Annotated in this window: 15 protein-coding genes; 9 read left to right on the forward strand and 6 right to left on the reverse strand. The window is 72.4% G+C overall.

The genetic code is table 11. The features are described from left to right. Positions 1-62: 62 nt before the first annotated feature. The 5 genes from ligD (ACWDLG_RS09100) (at position 63) to ACWDLG_RS09120 (ending at position 3,067) form a co-directional block, all read left to right on the forward strand. Complete coding sequence (ligD, locus tag ACWDLG_RS09100) at positions 63-959, forward strand: non-homologous end-joining DNA ligase (protein WP_449917696.1); 897 nt, start codon at positions 63-65, stop codon at positions 957-959. Continuing rightward, on the forward strand, positions 956-1,828 hold the full coding sequence (ligD, locus tag ACWDLG_RS09105) for a non-homologous end-joining DNA ligase (protein WP_449917698.1): 873 nt from the start codon (positions 956-958) through the stop codon (positions 1,826-1,828). The genes ligD (ACWDLG_RS09100) and ligD (ACWDLG_RS09105) overlap by 4 nt, the downstream gene beginning before the upstream one ends. A gap of 29 nt (positions 1,829-1,857) precedes the next feature. Further along, positions 1,858-2,070 carry a hypothetical protein gene (locus tag ACWDLG_RS09110; protein ID WP_449917701.1) on the forward strand — a complete coding sequence of 71 codons (213 nt, stop codon included), beginning with the start codon at positions 1,858-1,860 and terminating at the stop codon, positions 2,068-2,070. Positions 2,071-2,129: 59 nt separating this feature from the next. Beyond that, positions 2,130-2,750 carry a TetR/AcrR family transcriptional regulator gene (locus tag ACWDLG_RS09115; RefSeq protein ID WP_449917703.1) on the forward strand — a complete coding sequence of 207 codons (621 nt, stop codon included), beginning with the start codon at positions 2,130-2,132 and terminating at the stop codon, positions 2,748-2,750. A gap of 86 nt (positions 2,751-2,836) precedes the next feature. Then, the gene (locus tag ACWDLG_RS09120; RefSeq protein WP_354905892.1) at positions 2,837-3,067 is read left to right on the forward strand and encodes a DUF3107 domain-containing protein; all 231 of its coding nucleotides are present in this window, start codon (positions 2,837-2,839) and stop codon (positions 3,065-3,067) included. Positions 3,068-3,433: 366 nt separating this feature from the next. On the opposite strand, the gene ACWDLG_RS09125 is transcribed toward ACWDLG_RS09120, so the two are convergent. Beyond that, on the reverse strand, positions 3,434-4,078 hold the full coding sequence (locus ACWDLG_RS09125; RefSeq protein ID WP_354905890.1) for a ferritin-like fold-containing protein: 645 nt from the start codon (positions 4,076-4,078) through the stop codon (positions 3,434-3,436). A 337-nt stretch (positions 4,079-4,415) separates the two neighbouring features. On the opposite strand from ACWDLG_RS09125, the gene ACWDLG_RS09130 reads away from it, so the two are divergent. The 3 genes from ACWDLG_RS09130 to ACWDLG_RS09140 all read left to right on the forward strand — a co-directional run bounded on the left by ACWDLG_RS09130 (position 4,416) and on the right by ACWDLG_RS09140 (position 8,163). Further along, a complete protein-coding gene (locus ACWDLG_RS09130) occupies positions 4,416-6,221 on the forward strand; it encodes a DEAD/DEAH box helicase (protein ID WP_449917708.1) in 1,806 nt (601 codons plus the stop codon). Between the two features lie 141 nt (positions 6,222-6,362). Next, the gene (locus tag ACWDLG_RS09135; RefSeq protein ID WP_354905889.1) at positions 6,363-7,241 is read left to right on the forward strand and encodes an alpha/beta fold hydrolase; all 879 of its coding nucleotides are present in this window, start codon (positions 6,363-6,365) and stop codon (positions 7,239-7,241) included. A 13-nt stretch (positions 7,242-7,254) separates the two neighbouring features. Continuing rightward, a complete protein-coding gene (locus ACWDLG_RS09140) occupies positions 7,255-8,163 on the forward strand; it encodes an oxygenase MpaB family protein (protein WP_449917711.1) in 909 nt (302 codons plus the stop codon). A gap of 203 nt (positions 8,164-8,366) precedes the next feature. On the opposite strand, the gene ACWDLG_RS09145 is transcribed toward ACWDLG_RS09140, so the two are convergent. The 4 genes from ACWDLG_RS09145 to ACWDLG_RS09160 all read right to left on the reverse strand — a co-directional run bounded on the left by ACWDLG_RS09145 (position 8,367) and on the right by ACWDLG_RS09160 (position 11,287). Beyond that, a complete protein-coding gene (locus tag ACWDLG_RS09145; protein WP_449917714.1) occupies positions 8,367-9,194 on the reverse strand; it encodes a RecB family exonuclease in 828 nt (275 codons plus the stop codon). Beyond that, entirely contained in the window at positions 9,195-9,902 is a 708-nt protein-coding gene (locus ACWDLG_RS09150) for an MBL fold metallo-hydrolase (protein ID WP_354905883.1), read from the reverse strand. A gap of 107 nt (positions 9,903-10,009) precedes the next feature. After that, positions 10,010-10,618 carry a MarC family protein gene (locus ACWDLG_RS09155; RefSeq protein ID WP_354905881.1) on the reverse strand — a complete coding sequence of 203 codons (609 nt, stop codon included), beginning with the start codon at positions 10,616-10,618 and terminating at the stop codon, positions 10,010-10,012. Between the two features lie 39 nt (positions 10,619-10,657). Then, a complete protein-coding gene (locus tag ACWDLG_RS09160; RefSeq protein ID WP_354905880.1) occupies positions 10,658-11,287 on the reverse strand; it encodes a DUF6758 family protein in 630 nt (209 codons plus the stop codon). Between the two features lie 74 nt (positions 11,288-11,361). Between ACWDLG_RS09160 and ACWDLG_RS09165 the strand changes: the two genes are divergently transcribed. After that, entirely contained in the window at positions 11,362-11,766 is a 405-nt protein-coding gene (locus ACWDLG_RS09165; RefSeq protein ID WP_449917719.1) for an NUDIX hydrolase, read from the forward strand. 270 nt (positions 11,767-12,036) lie between these two features. Here ACWDLG_RS09165 and ACWDLG_RS09170 read toward each other — a convergent pair whose 3' ends face one another. Then, on the reverse strand, positions 12,037-15,039 hold the full coding sequence (locus ACWDLG_RS09170) for a hypothetical protein (protein WP_449917721.1): 3,003 nt from the start codon (positions 15,037-15,039) through the stop codon (positions 12,037-12,039). Positions 15,040-15,492 lie beyond the last annotated feature (453 nt).

Genomic DNA, 15,492 nt, shown 5'->3' on the forward strand with positions numbered 1-15,492 from the left:
CGGGCTGTCCTCATGGGCACATACCCCTCATGGGCGATCCGATGCCATATCCGATCGAACCAATGCTCGCCGTACCAGGGCCGTTGCCGGCCGACCGCGAGGAGTACGGGCTGGAGGTGAAGTGGGACGGCATCAGGGCCCTCGTCCATCTGGCGGCGGGCGGATGCAGGGTGACGGGCCGGCACGGTACCGACTACACCAGCAGGTATCCCGAGGTGTGCCGGGCGGCGGCGGGCTTCGGGCTCGGCCAGGCCGTCGTCGACGGCGAGCTGGTGGCGCTCGGCCCCGACGGGCGGCCGTGGTTCTCCCGGTTACAGCGGCGGATGCACCTCAGCGATCCGAGCCCGGCGCTGGTGCACCGGGTGCCGGTCACCTTCTTACCCTTCGACCTGCTCCACCTCGGCGGCCGGCCGCTGTTCGACCTGCCGTACAGGGATCGGAGGGCGCTGCTCGACGAGCTGGACATCGGCGCGCCGCCCTGCTTCCCTGGCGACTCCGACCTGCTGGCCGCGACGCTGGAGCAGGGGCTCGAAGGCGTGATCGCCAAGCGGCTCGACTCGCCGTACCGCGCGGGGGTGCGCTCCCCGTGGTGGATCAAGGTGAAGCACCACGAGAGCGCCGAGGTGGTGATCGGCGGGTGGAAGCCGGGCAAGGGACGGCGCGCCGGCGGCATCGGGTCGCTGCTGCTGGGGATGTTCGGCGCCGAGGGCTTCGGCTACGTCGGCCACGTGGGCACCGGGTTCACCGACGCGGCGCTGGCGCGCCTGCTGGCGCTCCTCGAACCGCTCGAGGTGCCCCACAGCCCCTTCTCCAGCGAGGTACCGGGACGCGCCAGATGGGTTAGACCCGAGCTGGTCGGGGAGGTGGCCTACACGATGTGGACCCACGACCGCAGGCTGCGGCACCCGGTGTGGCGCGGCCTGCGACCCGACAAGCTTCCGGCAGAGGTGACCCTGTGAAGGTTCCCGTCAAGGTCGACGGACGCCGGCTGACGCTCAGCAACCTGGACAAGGTGCTGTACCCCGAGACCGGCTTCACCAAGGCCGAGGTCATCGACTACTACACCAGGATCGCCCCCGTCCTGCTGCCGCATCTGCGGGACAGGCCGCTGACCGTGAAGCGCTATCCGAACGGCGTCGACGACGGCTTCTTCTTCGAGAAGAACGCGCCCCAGCACTCCCCCTCGTGGCTGCGCGTCGTGACGCTGCCCGTGCCGGGCAGCACCAAGAACCGCGAGACCATCGACTTCGCCGTCATCGAGGACCTCCCCTCGCTCGCCTACTACGCCAACCTGGCCGCGCTCGAACTGCACGTGCCGCAGTGGAAGGTCGGCGAGGACGGCAAGCCGCTCCCGCCCGACCTGCTGGTGCTCGACCTCGACCCGGGACCGCCCGCCACGATCGTCGACTGCTGCCGGGTCGCCGTGCTGCTGCGCGAGGCGCTGGCCGCCGACGGGCTGACCGCCTGGCCGAAGACGAGCGGCAACAAGGGCATGCAGCTGTACGCCGCGTGGGACAACCGGGTCGAGCCCTCGCACTACGCCCGCGAGCTCGCCCAGCGCCTGGAGAAGGAACATCCCCGCCAGATCGTCAGCGTGATGACCAAGAAGCTCAGGCCCGGCAAGGTCTTCATCGACTGGAGCCAGAACAACCCGGCCAAGACCACCGTCGCCCCCTACTCGCTGCGCGCCAGACCGCACCCGACGGTCTCCACCCCGCTGCTCTGGACGGAGGTCGAGGACTGCGGGAACCCCGACGAGCTGGTCTTCACCGCGCCCGATGCGCTGGCCAGGGTGGAGCAACACGGCGACCTGTTCGGCCAGGCGTAAGGTGGAAGCCGTCCGGTAACGAGAGGGGGATGGGAATGTCGCAGAACGAGGCCGAGCTCTCCATCGAGGTACCTCCCACGCTGTCGATCGAGGTGCCCGAAGCCGACGCGGCCGAACAGCTCAGGACGCTTCGCGAGGAGGATCTCGACGTCCGTCACGAACATCCCTTCGACGTGGACCCGGCCGACGCCTTCGAACAGGACCGCACCGTCGGCGACGATGACGACGATGACTACCGCTGACCTGGTTACCCGTGCGTAGGATGTGCGGGCACACAGCATCCGTCCCCTAGGAGACCCGCGTGACAGCAACCCCGGACGCCAAGCCCCGGGGCACCCGGCTGCCCCGACTCGCCCGCCGGCGCCAGCTGCTGAACGCCGCGCAGGAAGTGTTCGTGGAGAACGGCTACCACGCGGCGGCCATGGACGAGATCGCCGACCGTGCCGGGGTCAGCAAGCCGGTGCTCTACCAGCACTTCCCCGGCAAGCTGGAGCTGTACCTCGCCCTGCTCGACCTCCACGTCGACGACATGGTCAACAGGGTGCGCGAGGCCCTGGCCTCCACCAACGAGAACAAGCTCCGCGTCCAGGCCACCTTCCGCGCCTTCTTCGACTTCGTCTCCAGCCAGGGTGAGGCCTTCAGGCTCGTCTTCGAGTCCGACCTGCGCAACGTCGCCCCCGTACGGCAGCGCGTCGAGCGGTCGCTGCGCGAGTGCGCCGAGATGGTCAGCCAGGTGATCCAGGAGGACACCGGCTGCTCCAGCGAGGAGGCGCACCTGCTCGGCGTCGGGCTCGTGGGCATGGCCGAGGTGAGCGCCCGCTACTGGATCACCCAGCACGGCTCCATCCCCAAGGACGCCGCCGAACAGCTCATGGCCAGGCTCGCCTGGCGCGGCATCAGCGGTTTTCCGCGTACGGCTTAACCGCGTTCGCTCGGGGCGATCAGTGCTTCCCGTTCCCCCGTGACGGGTGACGATGGGATGAGCTGGCCCGTCTGAAGAGGAGCACGATGGAAATCAAGATCGGCGTACGCTCCGTACACCGCGAAATCGTTGTGGAGACCGACCTGTCGGCCGATCAGGTCGAGGAGGAGATCCGGAACGCGCTCGCCGCCGACCGGGGCGTCTTCGCCATCAGCGACGTCAAGGGCAGGCGTGTCATCGTCCCGGTGATCTCGATCGGGTTCGTCGAGATCGGCGAGGACGAGACGAGGCCGGTGGGCTTCGGCGGCACCATGTAGGGCGGCCCCATGACAGTCGGGGTACGGCGGGCGCCGCCGTACCCCTGGGCGTCCCCTTACGTCAGGGCCGCGGACGGGGCTCCCGGGCCTGGAGACCGAGACGGCATCGGGGTGGCCACCGCCGCCGGGGAACGTGCTCCCGCCTCGGCTCTCCGGTGGGGCAGCCCGCGCTCTCCCGCCGGAGTACGGCGCGCGAGGCCCAGCGATTCGGTCCACATCTGGTCATAGAGCTGCTGTAGCGGCGCGAGGCCCTCATATCTGGCACGGTACAACCGTCCGCGTTCTCGCGCCGCCCGATGCGCGTACCCGGTCAGCTCTCTCTCACCGCGAAGCCCGGCGCCCGGGCGCTCCCGCCCCGCGAGGCCGTCAGATGCCCAGCGCCGCCATCCGCTTGCCGTGCTCCTCGGTCAGCCGCGCGAACAGCCTGGAGATCTCCGCCTGGTCGTCGGGCACCGCCTCGACCAGCAGCAGGGCCAGTTCGGGGCGCGCCGCCGCCACCCGCTGCCCCTGGCTGAGCGCCTCGCCGACCAGCCGGCGCGCCCACAGCGCCAGCCGTCCCGCCAGCGCGGGGTCGGCCTCGACCGCCGACCGCACCCGCTCCACCGCGAACGCCGACCGGCCCTGGTCGGCCAGCACCTCGTCGACCAGCCCGGCGATGGACGGGTCGAGGTGCCTGGCCGCCTCACGGTAGAAGTCGAGCGCGATCCCCGTGCCGACATACGCCTTGACCAGCGCCTCCAGCCAGTCGCCCGGGGCGGTGTTGGCGTGCCAGTCGTCCAGCGCGTCCACGAACGGCGACATCGCCTTGTCAGGATCGACCCCGAGGGAGACCAGTTTGTCGCGCAGGAGCTGGAAGTGCGCGTACTCGGCCACCGCCAGCTCGCCCAGCACGGCCCGGTCGGTCAGCGTGGGGGCCAGTTGGGCCGCGTCCTCGGCCAGCCGGAGGAAGGCGGTGAGCTCGGCGTAGGCCAGCACGCCGAGAAGATCGACGACACCCGGGGAATCTGTCATGGAGGCAGCGTACTTCGGGAACATAATGAATCTCGGCCTGCGTTGTGGTATCGAGTACACTGCTCTGTGAAAGTGCGACCGCACTGTGTTAATCCGGGAGATTCGCTCCCGCTAACCCCCACTTCCGGGCCTGCGGTCGCTGATGACGCGAGAGGGCAGGCTCTACCGCGAGGACCCAGGCACGGGGATGTTTTCGGCCCGATGGTCCCGGCAGGCCCGCCTTCATTTGAGACTGAGGCAGGCCACGCTGACGACTTTCCGAGACCTCGGAGTCACACCAGAGATCGCTGATGCCCTCGAGACCGAGGGCATCGTCGCGCCGTTCCCCATTCAGGAGATGGCGCTCCCACTCGCCCTCGCCGGTCAGGACCTCATCGGTCAGGCCCGCACCGGCACGGGCAAGACCTACGCGTTCGGCATCGCGATGCTGCAGAGCATCGGCAAGCCGCGCAAGAACCGCAAGAAGCCCCGCGGGCTGGTCGTCGTACCCACCCGCGAACTGGCCGTCCAGGTCTCCGAGGACCTGGTCACCGCCGCGGGCAAGCTCGGCTCCCGCGTGCTCACCGTGTACGGCGGGCGCGCCTACGAGCCGCAGATCGAGGCGCTGAAGGTGGGCGTCGACGTCATCGTCGGCACCCCCGGCCGGCTCCTCGACCTGGTCAAGCAGAAGCACCTCGACCTGTCGCAGATCACCACACTGGTTCTCGACGAGGCCGACCGCATGCTCGACCTGGGCTTCCTTCCCGACATCGAGCGGATCTTCAAGCTGATCCCCGACCAGCGGCAGACGATGCTGTTCTCGGCGACCATGCCGGGCGAGATCGTCGCGCTGTCGCGCAAGTACCTCAACCGCCCCACCCACGTGCGCGCCGAGATGGAGAGCGGCGAGGGTGAGGCCACACCGCAGGTGCGCCAGCTCGTCTGGCGTACCCACCGGATGGACAAGATCGAGATCGTGGGCCGCCTGCTGCAGGCCGACGGCCGCGGCCTCACGATGGTGTTCTGCGAGACCAAGCGCGCCTGCGACATGGTCGCCGAGCAGCTCGACACCCGCGGCTTCGCGGTGGCGGCCGTCCACGGCGACCTCGGGCAGGGCCAGCGCGAGCAGGCGCTGCGCGCCTTCCGCAACGGCAAGATCGACGTGCTGGTCGCCACCGACGTGGCGGCGCGCGGCATCGACATCGACGACGTCACCCACGTGGTCAACTACGACGCCCCCACCGACGACAAGACCTACGTGCACCGCATCGGGCGCACGGGCAGGGCCGGACGCACCGGCACCGCGGTCACCTTCGTCGAGTGGGAGGAGCTGACCCGCTGGAAGATGATCAACAACATGCTCGGCCTCGACTTCATGGAGCCGGAGGAGACCTACTCCACCTCGCCCCACGTCTACAGCGAGCTGGGCATCCCCGAAGGCACCAAGGGCGTGCTGCCGCGCGCCGCCCGCTCCAGGGCGGGTCTGGCGGCCGAGGAGCTCGAGGACCTCGGCGAGACGGGGCGCTCGCGCTCGCGTGGCCGCAAGGACAGGGAGGAGCGCGAGACGCGCCCCGCCCGCACGCCCCGCCAGCGTCGCCGCACCAGGGGCGGCCGCTCCACGGAGGCCGGTGCCGACGAACTCGTCCCGACCGTGCCGGACGACGCCGCGCCTGTCACCGAGGCGGTCGCCACCGCTCCGGCCGGCGCGCCCGCGACCGGGCTGATCGAGGACACCGAAAGCACCGCATCGACGATCGCGCCAGAGGAGAAGCCCATGCGCAGGCGCTCCCGCAGGAACGACGACACCCCTGCCATCATCTCCACCGAGGAGATCGAGGCCGCCGCCGACCAGCCGTCCAGGCGGACCAGGACCCGCAGGGGCGCCTCCTCGGAGGCGCTGGAAGGAGCTCTCGCCTCCGTGGCCGAGCAGCAGGCGGCTCCGCCCGTCGAGGAGCCGAGCTTCCTCACCACCCCGCCGCCGCCCCCTGCGCGCAGGGAGCCCGAGCGGATCGTGCCGCCGAACGCGTTCACGGTCATCTTCCAGTCGCCCGACCTGGCGACCGACGACGACGAGATCGCCCCGTCGGCCGCGTCCGAGCGCCAGCAGCAGCGGCGTCGGCCGCGTAGCACCGGTGGTGGCTCGGGCGGCCCCAGGCGCCGCTGACGCCACGAAGGCCGGGGCGCCCCACCACGGGAGCGCCCCGGCCTTCGCGCTTTTCCCGCGTGTGCCTTTTGGCACGTCAAGCTGGGTAGATGCGCCATTTCGGCGTGTTCCCACCCTGCGCTCTGGGTATTGTTGCCTTACGTGAGTACGCCGCGCTTCCTGTCCTTGCCGCCCGGGGTCACCCCCGTGCAGATCGACACGCCCCTCGGCTCGTTCGCCGCCCTGGAGGCCACGCCGATCAGCGGCGTCATCGAGCGGCTACCCGCCTTGCTCGTGCCGGGCCTGACCGGCAGCAAGGAAGACTTCATCGCCGTCCTGCAGACGCTGGCCGCCGCCAACCGCAAGGTCGTCGCGATCGACATGCGCGGGCAGTACGAGACGCCGGGCCCGGACGACGCCGCCGCCTACACCTGCCCCGCGCTCGGCAACGACGTCGACGCGGTCGCGACGGCCGTCGGCGGGGGCGGCCTCGTCCACCTGGTCGGCCACTCCTTCGGCGGCCTGGTGGCCAGGGAGGCGGTCATCGACGGCCGCACGAAGTTCGCCTCCTTCACGCTGATGAGCTCCGGGCCCTCGGGCATCGTCGGACCGCGCGAGCGGGTGGGCCGGGCCATCATGCGCGAGCTGCCCGAGCTGGGCCTCGAACACGTGTGGACCACCCGCTACGAACCCGAGGCGCTCGGCGGCGGCGTGCCCGACGAGATCGTGGCCTTCCTGCGCAAGCGGCTGTTCGCCAACAACCCCACGGCGCTGACGACGATGGCCGAGCAGGTGCTCGACCAGCCCGACCGCACCGAGGAGCTCAAGCAGATCGAGGTGGCCACGCTCGTGCTGTTCGGCGAGCACGACGACGGCTGGCCGCCCAGCGCGCAGGCGGCGATGGCCACACGGCTCGGCGCCGAGACCGTGGTGGTGCCGGGCGCCGTCCACTCCCCCGCCGTCGAGGCGCCGGAGACGACGGCGGCCGCGCTGACGAGATTCTGGAACACCGCCGAGGCCAACCGGCGCCCAGCCGTGTAATCATTTACTTACTATGGCGAGCATCGAAGAGATCGTCGTCCAGCCGCCCCAGGCTGTGACGTGGCTCGTGCACCTCGACCGCACCATGTGGGTGGGCGGCGTGCGCGGCCTCATGCTCCAGGCGCTCCATCCCCTGGCCATGCGCGGCGTCTGGCAGAACTCCAACTTCCAGGACGACCCGTTCGGGCGGCTCCGCCGTACCGCGGACTTCGTGGGCAGGGTCACGTTCGGCAGCCCGCAGGAGGCCGACGAGATCGGGCGCAAGGTGCGCGGCATCCACCGGATGCTGCGCATCAGCGACGGCGGCAGGACCTACCGTGTCGACGACCCCGAGCTCCTGCTGTGGGTGCACTGCGCCGAGGTGTCGTCCTACCTGGAGGTGGCCAGGAGGGGCGGTCTCGGGCTGACCGACCGGCAGGCCGACCGCTACCTCCACGAGCAGCGCAAGAGCGCCACCTACGTCGGCCTGCACCCGGACGACGTGCCAGGCTCGCAGGCCGAGATGGCCGCCTACTTCGCCGAGATGCGTCCCAAGCTGCGGGTCATCGACGAGTCGGCGGCGACCGTGCGCTTCCTGCTGTGGCCGCGGCTGCCGCAGGAACTGCGCAGGCTCTCACCCGGCAAGCCGGTCTACTTCCCCTTCGGCGCGCTCTGCTACTACACGCTGCCCGGCTGGGCCAGGCGGATGTACGGCACGCTGCCGGAGGTGCCCCGCTCGACGGTCACGGCGGCGCTGAGGGCGTTCCGGCTGGGCGCCAACTCGCTGCCCGAGCACGTGCACGACCTGGCCTTCGCCGAGCCGACCCGGCAGATGCTGACCGCCTCGCGGGAGCGCCTGGCCAAGGCCGGCTACGACGTGAGCAAGGGACTCAAGGGCCTGACCGACCCGCGCAGGTGGCCGGGCACCACCCTGGCCGCCTGACCCGCCCGCCCGGTCCTGGTTCGGAGGCGAGAGCGCCCCGGTCACCGACACACGTGAGAGCACGCCGATCGCCGGCGATCACCCCGGTCCGGGACCCAGGTGAGAGCACGCCGATCGCCGGCGATCACCCCGATCCGGGACCCAGGTGAGAGCACGCCGGTCCGCCGGCCGTGCCGGGCCAGGACCGGTCAGGCCCAGGGAGCTCAGGCGAGGGCGTCCCACGGCAGCTTGTCAGGCGCCGCCGTACGGCCCTCGGGGCAGTGGCGGCGGAAGTCGCACCAGGAGCACAGCGGGCCGGGGTTCGGCGGGAACGGCTCCTCCGTCTCGCCCGCGCGGTAACGCTCGTCGGCCTCGCCGGCCTCCTCCGCGATCTCCTCGGCCCTGCGCAGGTGGCGGCCCAGCGACTCGTCGGTGTGCCGCCATTCGACGACCTCACCGGTCGGCAGGTGGTGCAGCTCGACGCTGGCGCACGGGGTCCGCAGCACCCGCGAGGCGGCGATCGCGTAGATCGCCAGGGCGAGCGAGCCCCGGGCGTCGTCCTCGGTCAGCGGGCGCCGGCCGGTCTTGTAGTCGACCACGACCAGCTCGTCGCCACGCCTGTCGAGCCGGTCGATACGCCCGGAGACGGCGATGGCCTTCGTCCGTGTGGCGACCGTCCGCTCCACACCGACCGGCTCGTCGGCGGGGTCGAGCGTCTCGACGTACCCCGAGACCAGGCCGCGGGCGCGATCACGCCACTGCGTGGACTGCTCGGCGTCCCTGAAGCCCTCGGAGATCCACCCGTTGGTCAGCAGGATCGCCGCCATCGCCGGGGTCCTTCGCTCGTACGGCTGCCGCCACCACGCCGCCAGCGCGTTGTGCACGCTGGCGCCCACGCTGTTGTGCGCCCATGCCGGGCCCTTGGGCGGCTGCGGCCGGTCGAGGTAGGAGAACCTGTAGCGCCTGCGGCAGTCGAGCCACGAGTTGAGCCGCGACGGCGTGCACGAGTAGAGCCGTCGCGGCATGCCCTCGAGCGGGAGCTGCTCCAGCACCTACCGGTCGCCCAGGTTCAGCCTGATCCCGGCGGCGTTCGTGCCGTCGGTCAGCGGGCCCTCGGCGGGCGCCTCGCGGGTCAGCGACCCGGACACCCAGTCGTCGAAGTGCGGCTCCAGGTCGCCGATCGTGGTCTCCTCGCCCTGGTTGGGCAGCACCCTGGTGGCGCCGGGCAGCGTGAAGAGCCTGCCGCCGATCGAGGTCAGCTGGTCGGCCAGCGCAGGGTACTCGCCGCCGAGCTTGCCGGGACCGTCGGCCTGCAGCGACTTGCCCGTGAAGACGGCGCCGAGCTCCTCGGAGTAGAGGGAGACGCCGCCCATCGTGATGCCGGGGGTCTCCAGCACCTCGAGACGGACGTCGCCGACGCCGAACACGCCCTCGTCCTCCATCTCGATGTCGGGCCAGGTCTCCGACCAGGTCTCCCGCCAGAACGGCTTGTCCTTGGGGTGCAGGGCGATCACCGACTCGTCTCTGCTGGCCACCTCGATGGCGGCGCCGACGTGGTCGGGAAGGCCGTGCGTGCAGATGACGGCGAGCACTTCGCGCTCACCGATCCGGTCGAGGATCTTGTCGGCGTCACGCGCCGGGTCGATGACGATGACCTCCTCGTCGTCGCCCACGATCCAGGTGTTGTTCTCGACCTTGTGCTCGGCACCGTCGATCTCGACGACGCCCTCGGTCACCACTCGCTCGATACGCGCTCCCACGCTGCCACCCTATCGCCAACCGGGGCCCGGATCCCGCCTTGCGAGCCGTCGAGCGGCGCGGGGTCGTGGGCCGGGGCCTGTCGGGCGGGGTGGGGTCGCGGGGCGGGTCAGGCGACGAGGGCGCGGACGGCGGTGATGATCAGCTGAACGGCCAGCGCCGCCAGCAGCAGACCCGCGATCCGCGTGACCAGCTCCACCCCGTTCTCCTTGATCACCCGGATGATCCCCACCGAGAACCGCATGAACAACCACAGCACCACGTGCACCGCCGCGATCGCCAACCCCAGCGTCAGGATGCCGCCCCGCACCGCCCCCGCCTGCTGCGCGAAGACGATCGTGGCCACGATCGCGCCGGGACCGGCCAGCAACGGCGTGCCCAGCGGCACCAGCGCCACGTTGACGTTCGACTTGACCGTGCCCGCCTGCGGCTCCGTCGTCCCGCGCAACAGTTCCAGGGCGACCAGCAGCAGGAGCAGGCCGCCCGCGATCTGCATGGCGGGCACCTCGACGTGCAGGTAGCCCAGGATGACCTGCCCGAAGACCGCGAACACCACGATCAGGCAGAACGCCGTGACCGCCGCCTGCCTGGCGATGCGCCTGCGTTCGGCGGGAGTGCGCCCACCGGTGTAGGCGAGGAAGAGGGGGATGATGCCGGGCGGGTCCATGATGACGAACATCGTGACGAACGCCTCGACGAAGAACCTGACGTCGAACACCGTGCCCCCCAGATCCGTCAGGGGGGACCGTGCCCGAGCCTAGCCCTCCAGCCTCGGCGAGAACGCGCCGAACGGCAGGTCCAGCTCCTGGTCGTGTTCGCGCAGGTCGCGCAGGCTCAGCTGGTCGAGCACGAGAAGGCAGCCCGCCTCGGCCGGCCACACGATGGTCCACAGCCAGTTGCCGAGCGCCTCGCCCGCGTAGACGGCCCTGTCGTCGGGCGCCGCGACGCACCACAGCGGCGTCGGGTGGCCGAGCACCTCGATCTTGGCGTTGGGCGGCCCCTCGCCGAAACCCCTGCCAGGGTCGGGGCCGTCGATGCCCGCGTAGGCCGCGCCCAGCCCGACGCCCGGCTCCTCCGCGATGACGACCAGGTCGGCGGGGCCGTGCGTGACCGACGGGCCGGTCAGCGCGACCAGGCTCGCCCGCGCACCCGTGCGCTCGTCGCCCGCCACGCCGAAGCCGGTCACCAGCCAGCCGGGCGGCAGCGGCCAGGGCAGCCACACCGGCACGACCGCGCCGAGCCGGATCGCGTCGCGGGCCGTATTGGCCGGCTGCAGCGTCTGGAAGGGCAGGACATCGCCATGCGCGCCACAGCGCCACGCGCTCGACCACGCACTCGGTGCGTGAAGCGGGCCGAAACACCGTGGGCAGGTTGGTGCCGCTCTCACAGCTACTCACGGTGCGTCCCCGGGCACCGATCCGTCAAGGGCGGAGCCCGTTATGCCGCCGTAATCTTGACCATGTGCGCGTAAATTGTGTGGGCGCGATCATCGTCGCGGATTCGGAGATACTCCTGGTCAGACGCGGGCACCCGCCCGGTGAAGGGCTGTGGTCGATCCCGGGCGGCCGGGTCGAGGCGGGCGAGAGCGACGAGGCGGCGCTGCGCAGGGAGGTCCTGGAGGAGACGGGGCTGCGGGTGGCGGTCGGCGTGCTGGCGGGCGTGGTCGAGCGGCCGGGGCCCGACGGGGTGGTCTACGTGATCCGCGACTACGTGGCCACGGTGGTCGCGGGGTCGCTCGCGCCGGGCGACGACGCGGCGGACGCGCGCTGGTGCTCGCGCGCGGAACTTGACACCCTGCCGCTGACCGACGGCCTGCTCGCCGCCCTGCAGGCGTGGCACGTCCTGCCCCCCGACCACCCCGCCTAGGAACGTCCTGCCCTCCTGGCCGCCCCGCCAAGGAACGTCGTGCCCTCCCGACCACCGTCCTGCCCTCCTGGCCGCCCCCGCCTAGGAACGTCCTGCCCTCCTGACGGCCCCGCCGACGTCCTGCCGCGGGCTGCCTGGCCGGGCGCTTGCGTCCTGACCCTGGGTCCCCCCGTACGGCAAGCCGGGCCGGCCCCACCGCGGGCGCGTGGCGGGCGCCCGTCCATCACGCCACTCCAGCGCGACTTCGGCGGGCCGCCGTGACGTCGCCCGTCACCGGTCGGACGACAGCGTGGAGGTCCACAGGACGAGATGGTCGGAGTTGTACGTCGTGGAGCGGCCGAGCGCGACCACGTTGGAGCCGGAGACCGTGACGGCGCCGAGCCACTGCGTGCCCTCCCCGCCCAGCCGGTCCCTGGTCAGGTCCTGGCGGTGCCATGTCAGCCCGTCCTCGGAGGTCCAGGCCGCGCTGTCGCCGCTGCCGGGAACGCCGTGCCAGCCCACCGCGACCAGCCCCTGGGGGGCGGCGGCCAGGTCGTGGACGGCGGCGGCCCGCTCGGCGGGCAGCCAGGCGTAGTCCCAGGTGGCGCCCTCGTCGTCGGACACGGCGGCGAACGCCTTGCGCGAGCCCGACACCTGGGCGGTCCCGATGGCGACGACCCGCTCGCCGTACCAGGCGACCTGGCGCAGGCCGGCGGAGGTGGCGTCGGGCGGCAGGAGCCGGCCGCGTGCCTTCCAGGCGAGCCCGTCGGCGGAGGTCCACACGACGCCGCTCTCGCGTTCGGCGCCGCCGGAGCCGCCGACCGCCACGTAGCCGCCCGGCCCTGCGGCGACGTCGTGGATGCGGACGCCCGCGCCGTCGCGCGGCAGCTTGGCCACGCGGCTGAACTTCCGCAGGTCGGTCGAGTACCAGAGGGCGGCCGCAGCCGTACCCGAGGCCGATCGCTCCTCGCCGGCGATCACGTAGCCGCCCTCGCCCGCGGCCACCGACTGCGTGGCCAGGTACGGCTGGCCGTCACCCCGGGCGGGCCCTTCGATCTTCTTCCACGAGCGGCCGTCCGCCGACGCGACGAGCAACGGCTCGGTGGAGGAGGCGTCCGGCATGGTGGTGCCGACGGCGAGCCAGCCCTTCCGGCCGTGCGCGAGGTCGGACAGCTGCTGCCGGCGGGGCGCGGCGAGCGTGACGGACTTCCAGTCGACGGCGTTCGTGCTGGTCCAGATGCCCGCGTCGGCCGACGCGGAGCCGACGGCGACGAAGCGGCCGTCGGCCGCCGCGACCCTTGCGGTCTCGCGGGCCACCCTGGTCAGGCCCCTGATGTCGGCCAGCCGTACCGTGGCGGGCCGCTCGCCGTCCTTGACCGTCATCAGCACGAGCCGGTTGTCGACGTCGGCGGCGGCCTGGTCGCCGCCGACGACCAGCGTGCCCGAGTCGGCCAGGGCCAGCCCGCGCACGGTCGCGCCCGGCATGCTGCCGAGGTCGGCGCGCTTGGTCCAGGTGGCCGCGTCGGGGCTGGTGTGAACGGTGTAGCTGTCGAGACCCGACTGGCTGACGGCGGCCAGGCCGGCGCTGTGGGCGACGACCGCGTTGACGCCGGTGCTCTGGGCGCCGAGGCCGCCGATCGCGCCGCACCTGGTCCACTCCGCGCCGGTGGGCGAGCAGTACACGTGCACGTCGCCGCCGGGCTCGCGGTGCCTGGTCGGGATCAGCACGAAACGCTCGGGGAGCACGGCGAGCGTGCCCGGCCGCGGCGCGATGCCGGGCAGCTGGGTGGCGGTGCGCACCCAGGTCCGCCCGCCGTCCGTCGACCGCATGACGACCGACCCGCCGCCCTGGGCCGGCTGGGCGAGGACGACGACCTGATCCTCCCTGGCCACGACGGTCCTGAACTCGCGGACCTTGTCGGGCGTGCCGATGTCGCGGCTGTCGACCCGCGTCCACGCGCGGCCGTCCGGCGAGTGCCAGGCGACGGGGCCCGGCGTGCCGTCCTGCAGGACCGTACGGCCGACGGCGACGAACCCCGACGACGTCCTGGCGATGTCGTGGATGAGGTCGCCCTTCCTGAACGCCTCCAGGCCGCTCTGCTCGACGGCCGCCCACGTCGACCCGTTCGTGCTGGTCCACAGGCCGCGCTCGTCGCCCGTGCCGTCCTGGCCGAAGGCGAGCCACCGGCCGTTCGCGCCGACCACGCGCTGGACGGTGGTGGTCGTGGAGCCGGTGACGTCGGCGAGCTGCCAGGTGGCGCCGCTGTCGGGGGAGAAGAGGAACAGCGGGCGGGGGACGGGGCTGGTGGTGTCGCTGCCGACGGCGACGACCGTGCTGCCGACGGCGGCCAGATCGTTGAGCTTCTGGTTGGAGCCGTCACCCGCCGCGGGGACCACGAACAGCTCGTCACCCGAACGGCCGGCGCCCGCGGCCAGGCGGAGGCCCTGCTGCCCGCCGTTCCACCACTGCCAGGCGATGACGCCGGCGGCCACGGTCAGCGCGAGCATGATCACCACCAGGTAGGGGCCGACGCGGCGCCGCCTGACCGGGCTCGACCTGCGCATCGCCGAGGGCGCGGGACCGCGGTGGTGCCTGCCGGCGGCGCCGCCCGGCGGGGTCGGGCCCGAGGCGACGAGCAGGTCGGGACGGGTGGGGCGACCGCCCGGCGGGCGACCGACCCTGCGCACGGGCGCGTCCTGCCCGGACTCGTCGCCGGGGCCGCCTTCGGGCTGGCCGGGTCCCTGGTCGCGCGTGCCGTCGGGGTGGGCGGAGGTCTCGCCGCGCGCCCTTTCGGGGTGGGCGGGGGCCTGGTCGTGCTCGTGCAGCTCGGGCTGGGCAGGGGTCTGGGCCTGGCGGTGTGTGCCTTCCGAGTGGGCGAAGGCCTCGCCGCGCGCCCTTTCCGGCTGGGCGGAGGTCTCGCCGGGGGCCTGGTCGTGCTCGTGGAGGAGGGGCGGGCCGTCGACGCCTTGCCCCTCGTCTTCGTGCGGCTCGGGGCGCGGCGGCATCCGGTACGGCTCGACGCGGGACGGGGGTGGTCCCGTCCTGATGCCCGGCGGGCGGGGATGCGGAGCGGTCGGCCTGTCGCGCTCGGACAGGCCGGGGTCGGGTGCGCCCGGCTCCTTCCCGCTCCCGGCCGGCGTGCCCGGCTGCTCTCCGGTCGCGGCCGACGCGCCCGGCTGCTCACCGCTCCCGGCCGGCGTGCTCGGCTTGTTTCCGCTCCCGGGCGGCGTGCTCGGGGAGACCGGGGGGCGCGGGCGGGGCGGCCCGGTGGCGACCAGCTTGTCGGGGTGCACGATCCTGCGGGGGCGGGACGGCTCACCCTCGGACGACGCGGATGTGGGAGGTGTGGCCTCCCGGGGGGCTCTCGGCTCCTGGGGTGCGGCCGGTGAGCTGTAAGGTCTGCGCCCCTTCGGCCACGCGGCGGCCTCCTCCTCCGCCTGGTGGTCGTCGGGGGTCGGCGAGGCGAACGGCGGCATCCCCCATGGCGAGGCGACGGGCACCCCACGGGCGCGGTCGTCGCTGGGTCCCGGAGGCGCGTGCCTGATCCTCGGCTCCTCCGGCGTACCGGATCCGCCCGAGGGGCGCGGCGGCTCGCCTTCCCTGTGCGCCGCGTCCTCGGGTGAGCGAGGCTCTGGAGCGCGCGGATCGTCTTCCGGCGGCTGCCTTTGCGAGCGCGGATCGCTGGGGCCCGAGGCCACGCGACGCACCTCCTAGTCAGGAAATATCCGGACCATCCAGTTATGTAC

The sequence above is a fragment of the Nonomuraea sp. NPDC003727 genome (assembly GCF_053586935.1).

Excerpts from the sequence above, each read along its gene's own strand:
- ACWDLG_RS09140 (WP_449917711.1), top strand. The coding sequence starts at position 7,255 with ATGGCGAGCATCGAAGAGATCGTCGTCCAGCCGCCCCAGGCTGTGACG.
- ACWDLG_RS09125 (WP_354905890.1), bottom strand. The coding sequence starts at position 4,078 with ATGACAGATTCCCCGGGTGTCGTCGATCTTCTCGGCGTGCTGGCCTAC.
- ACWDLG_RS09120 (WP_354905892.1), top strand. The coding sequence starts at position 2,837 with ATGGAAATCAAGATCGGCGTACGCTCCGTACACCGCGAAATCGTTGTG.
- ACWDLG_RS09110 (WP_449917701.1), top strand. The coding sequence starts at position 1,858 with ATGGGAATGTCGCAGAACGAGGCCGAGCTCTCCATCGAGGTACCTCCC.
- ligD (WP_449917696.1), top strand. The coding sequence starts at position 63 with ATGCTCGCCGTACCAGGGCCGTTGCCGGCCGACCGCGAGGAGTACGGG.
- ACWDLG_RS09130 (WP_449917708.1), top strand. The coding sequence starts at position 4,416 with ATGGCGCTCCCACTCGCCCTCGCCGGTCAGGACCTCATCGGTCAGGCC.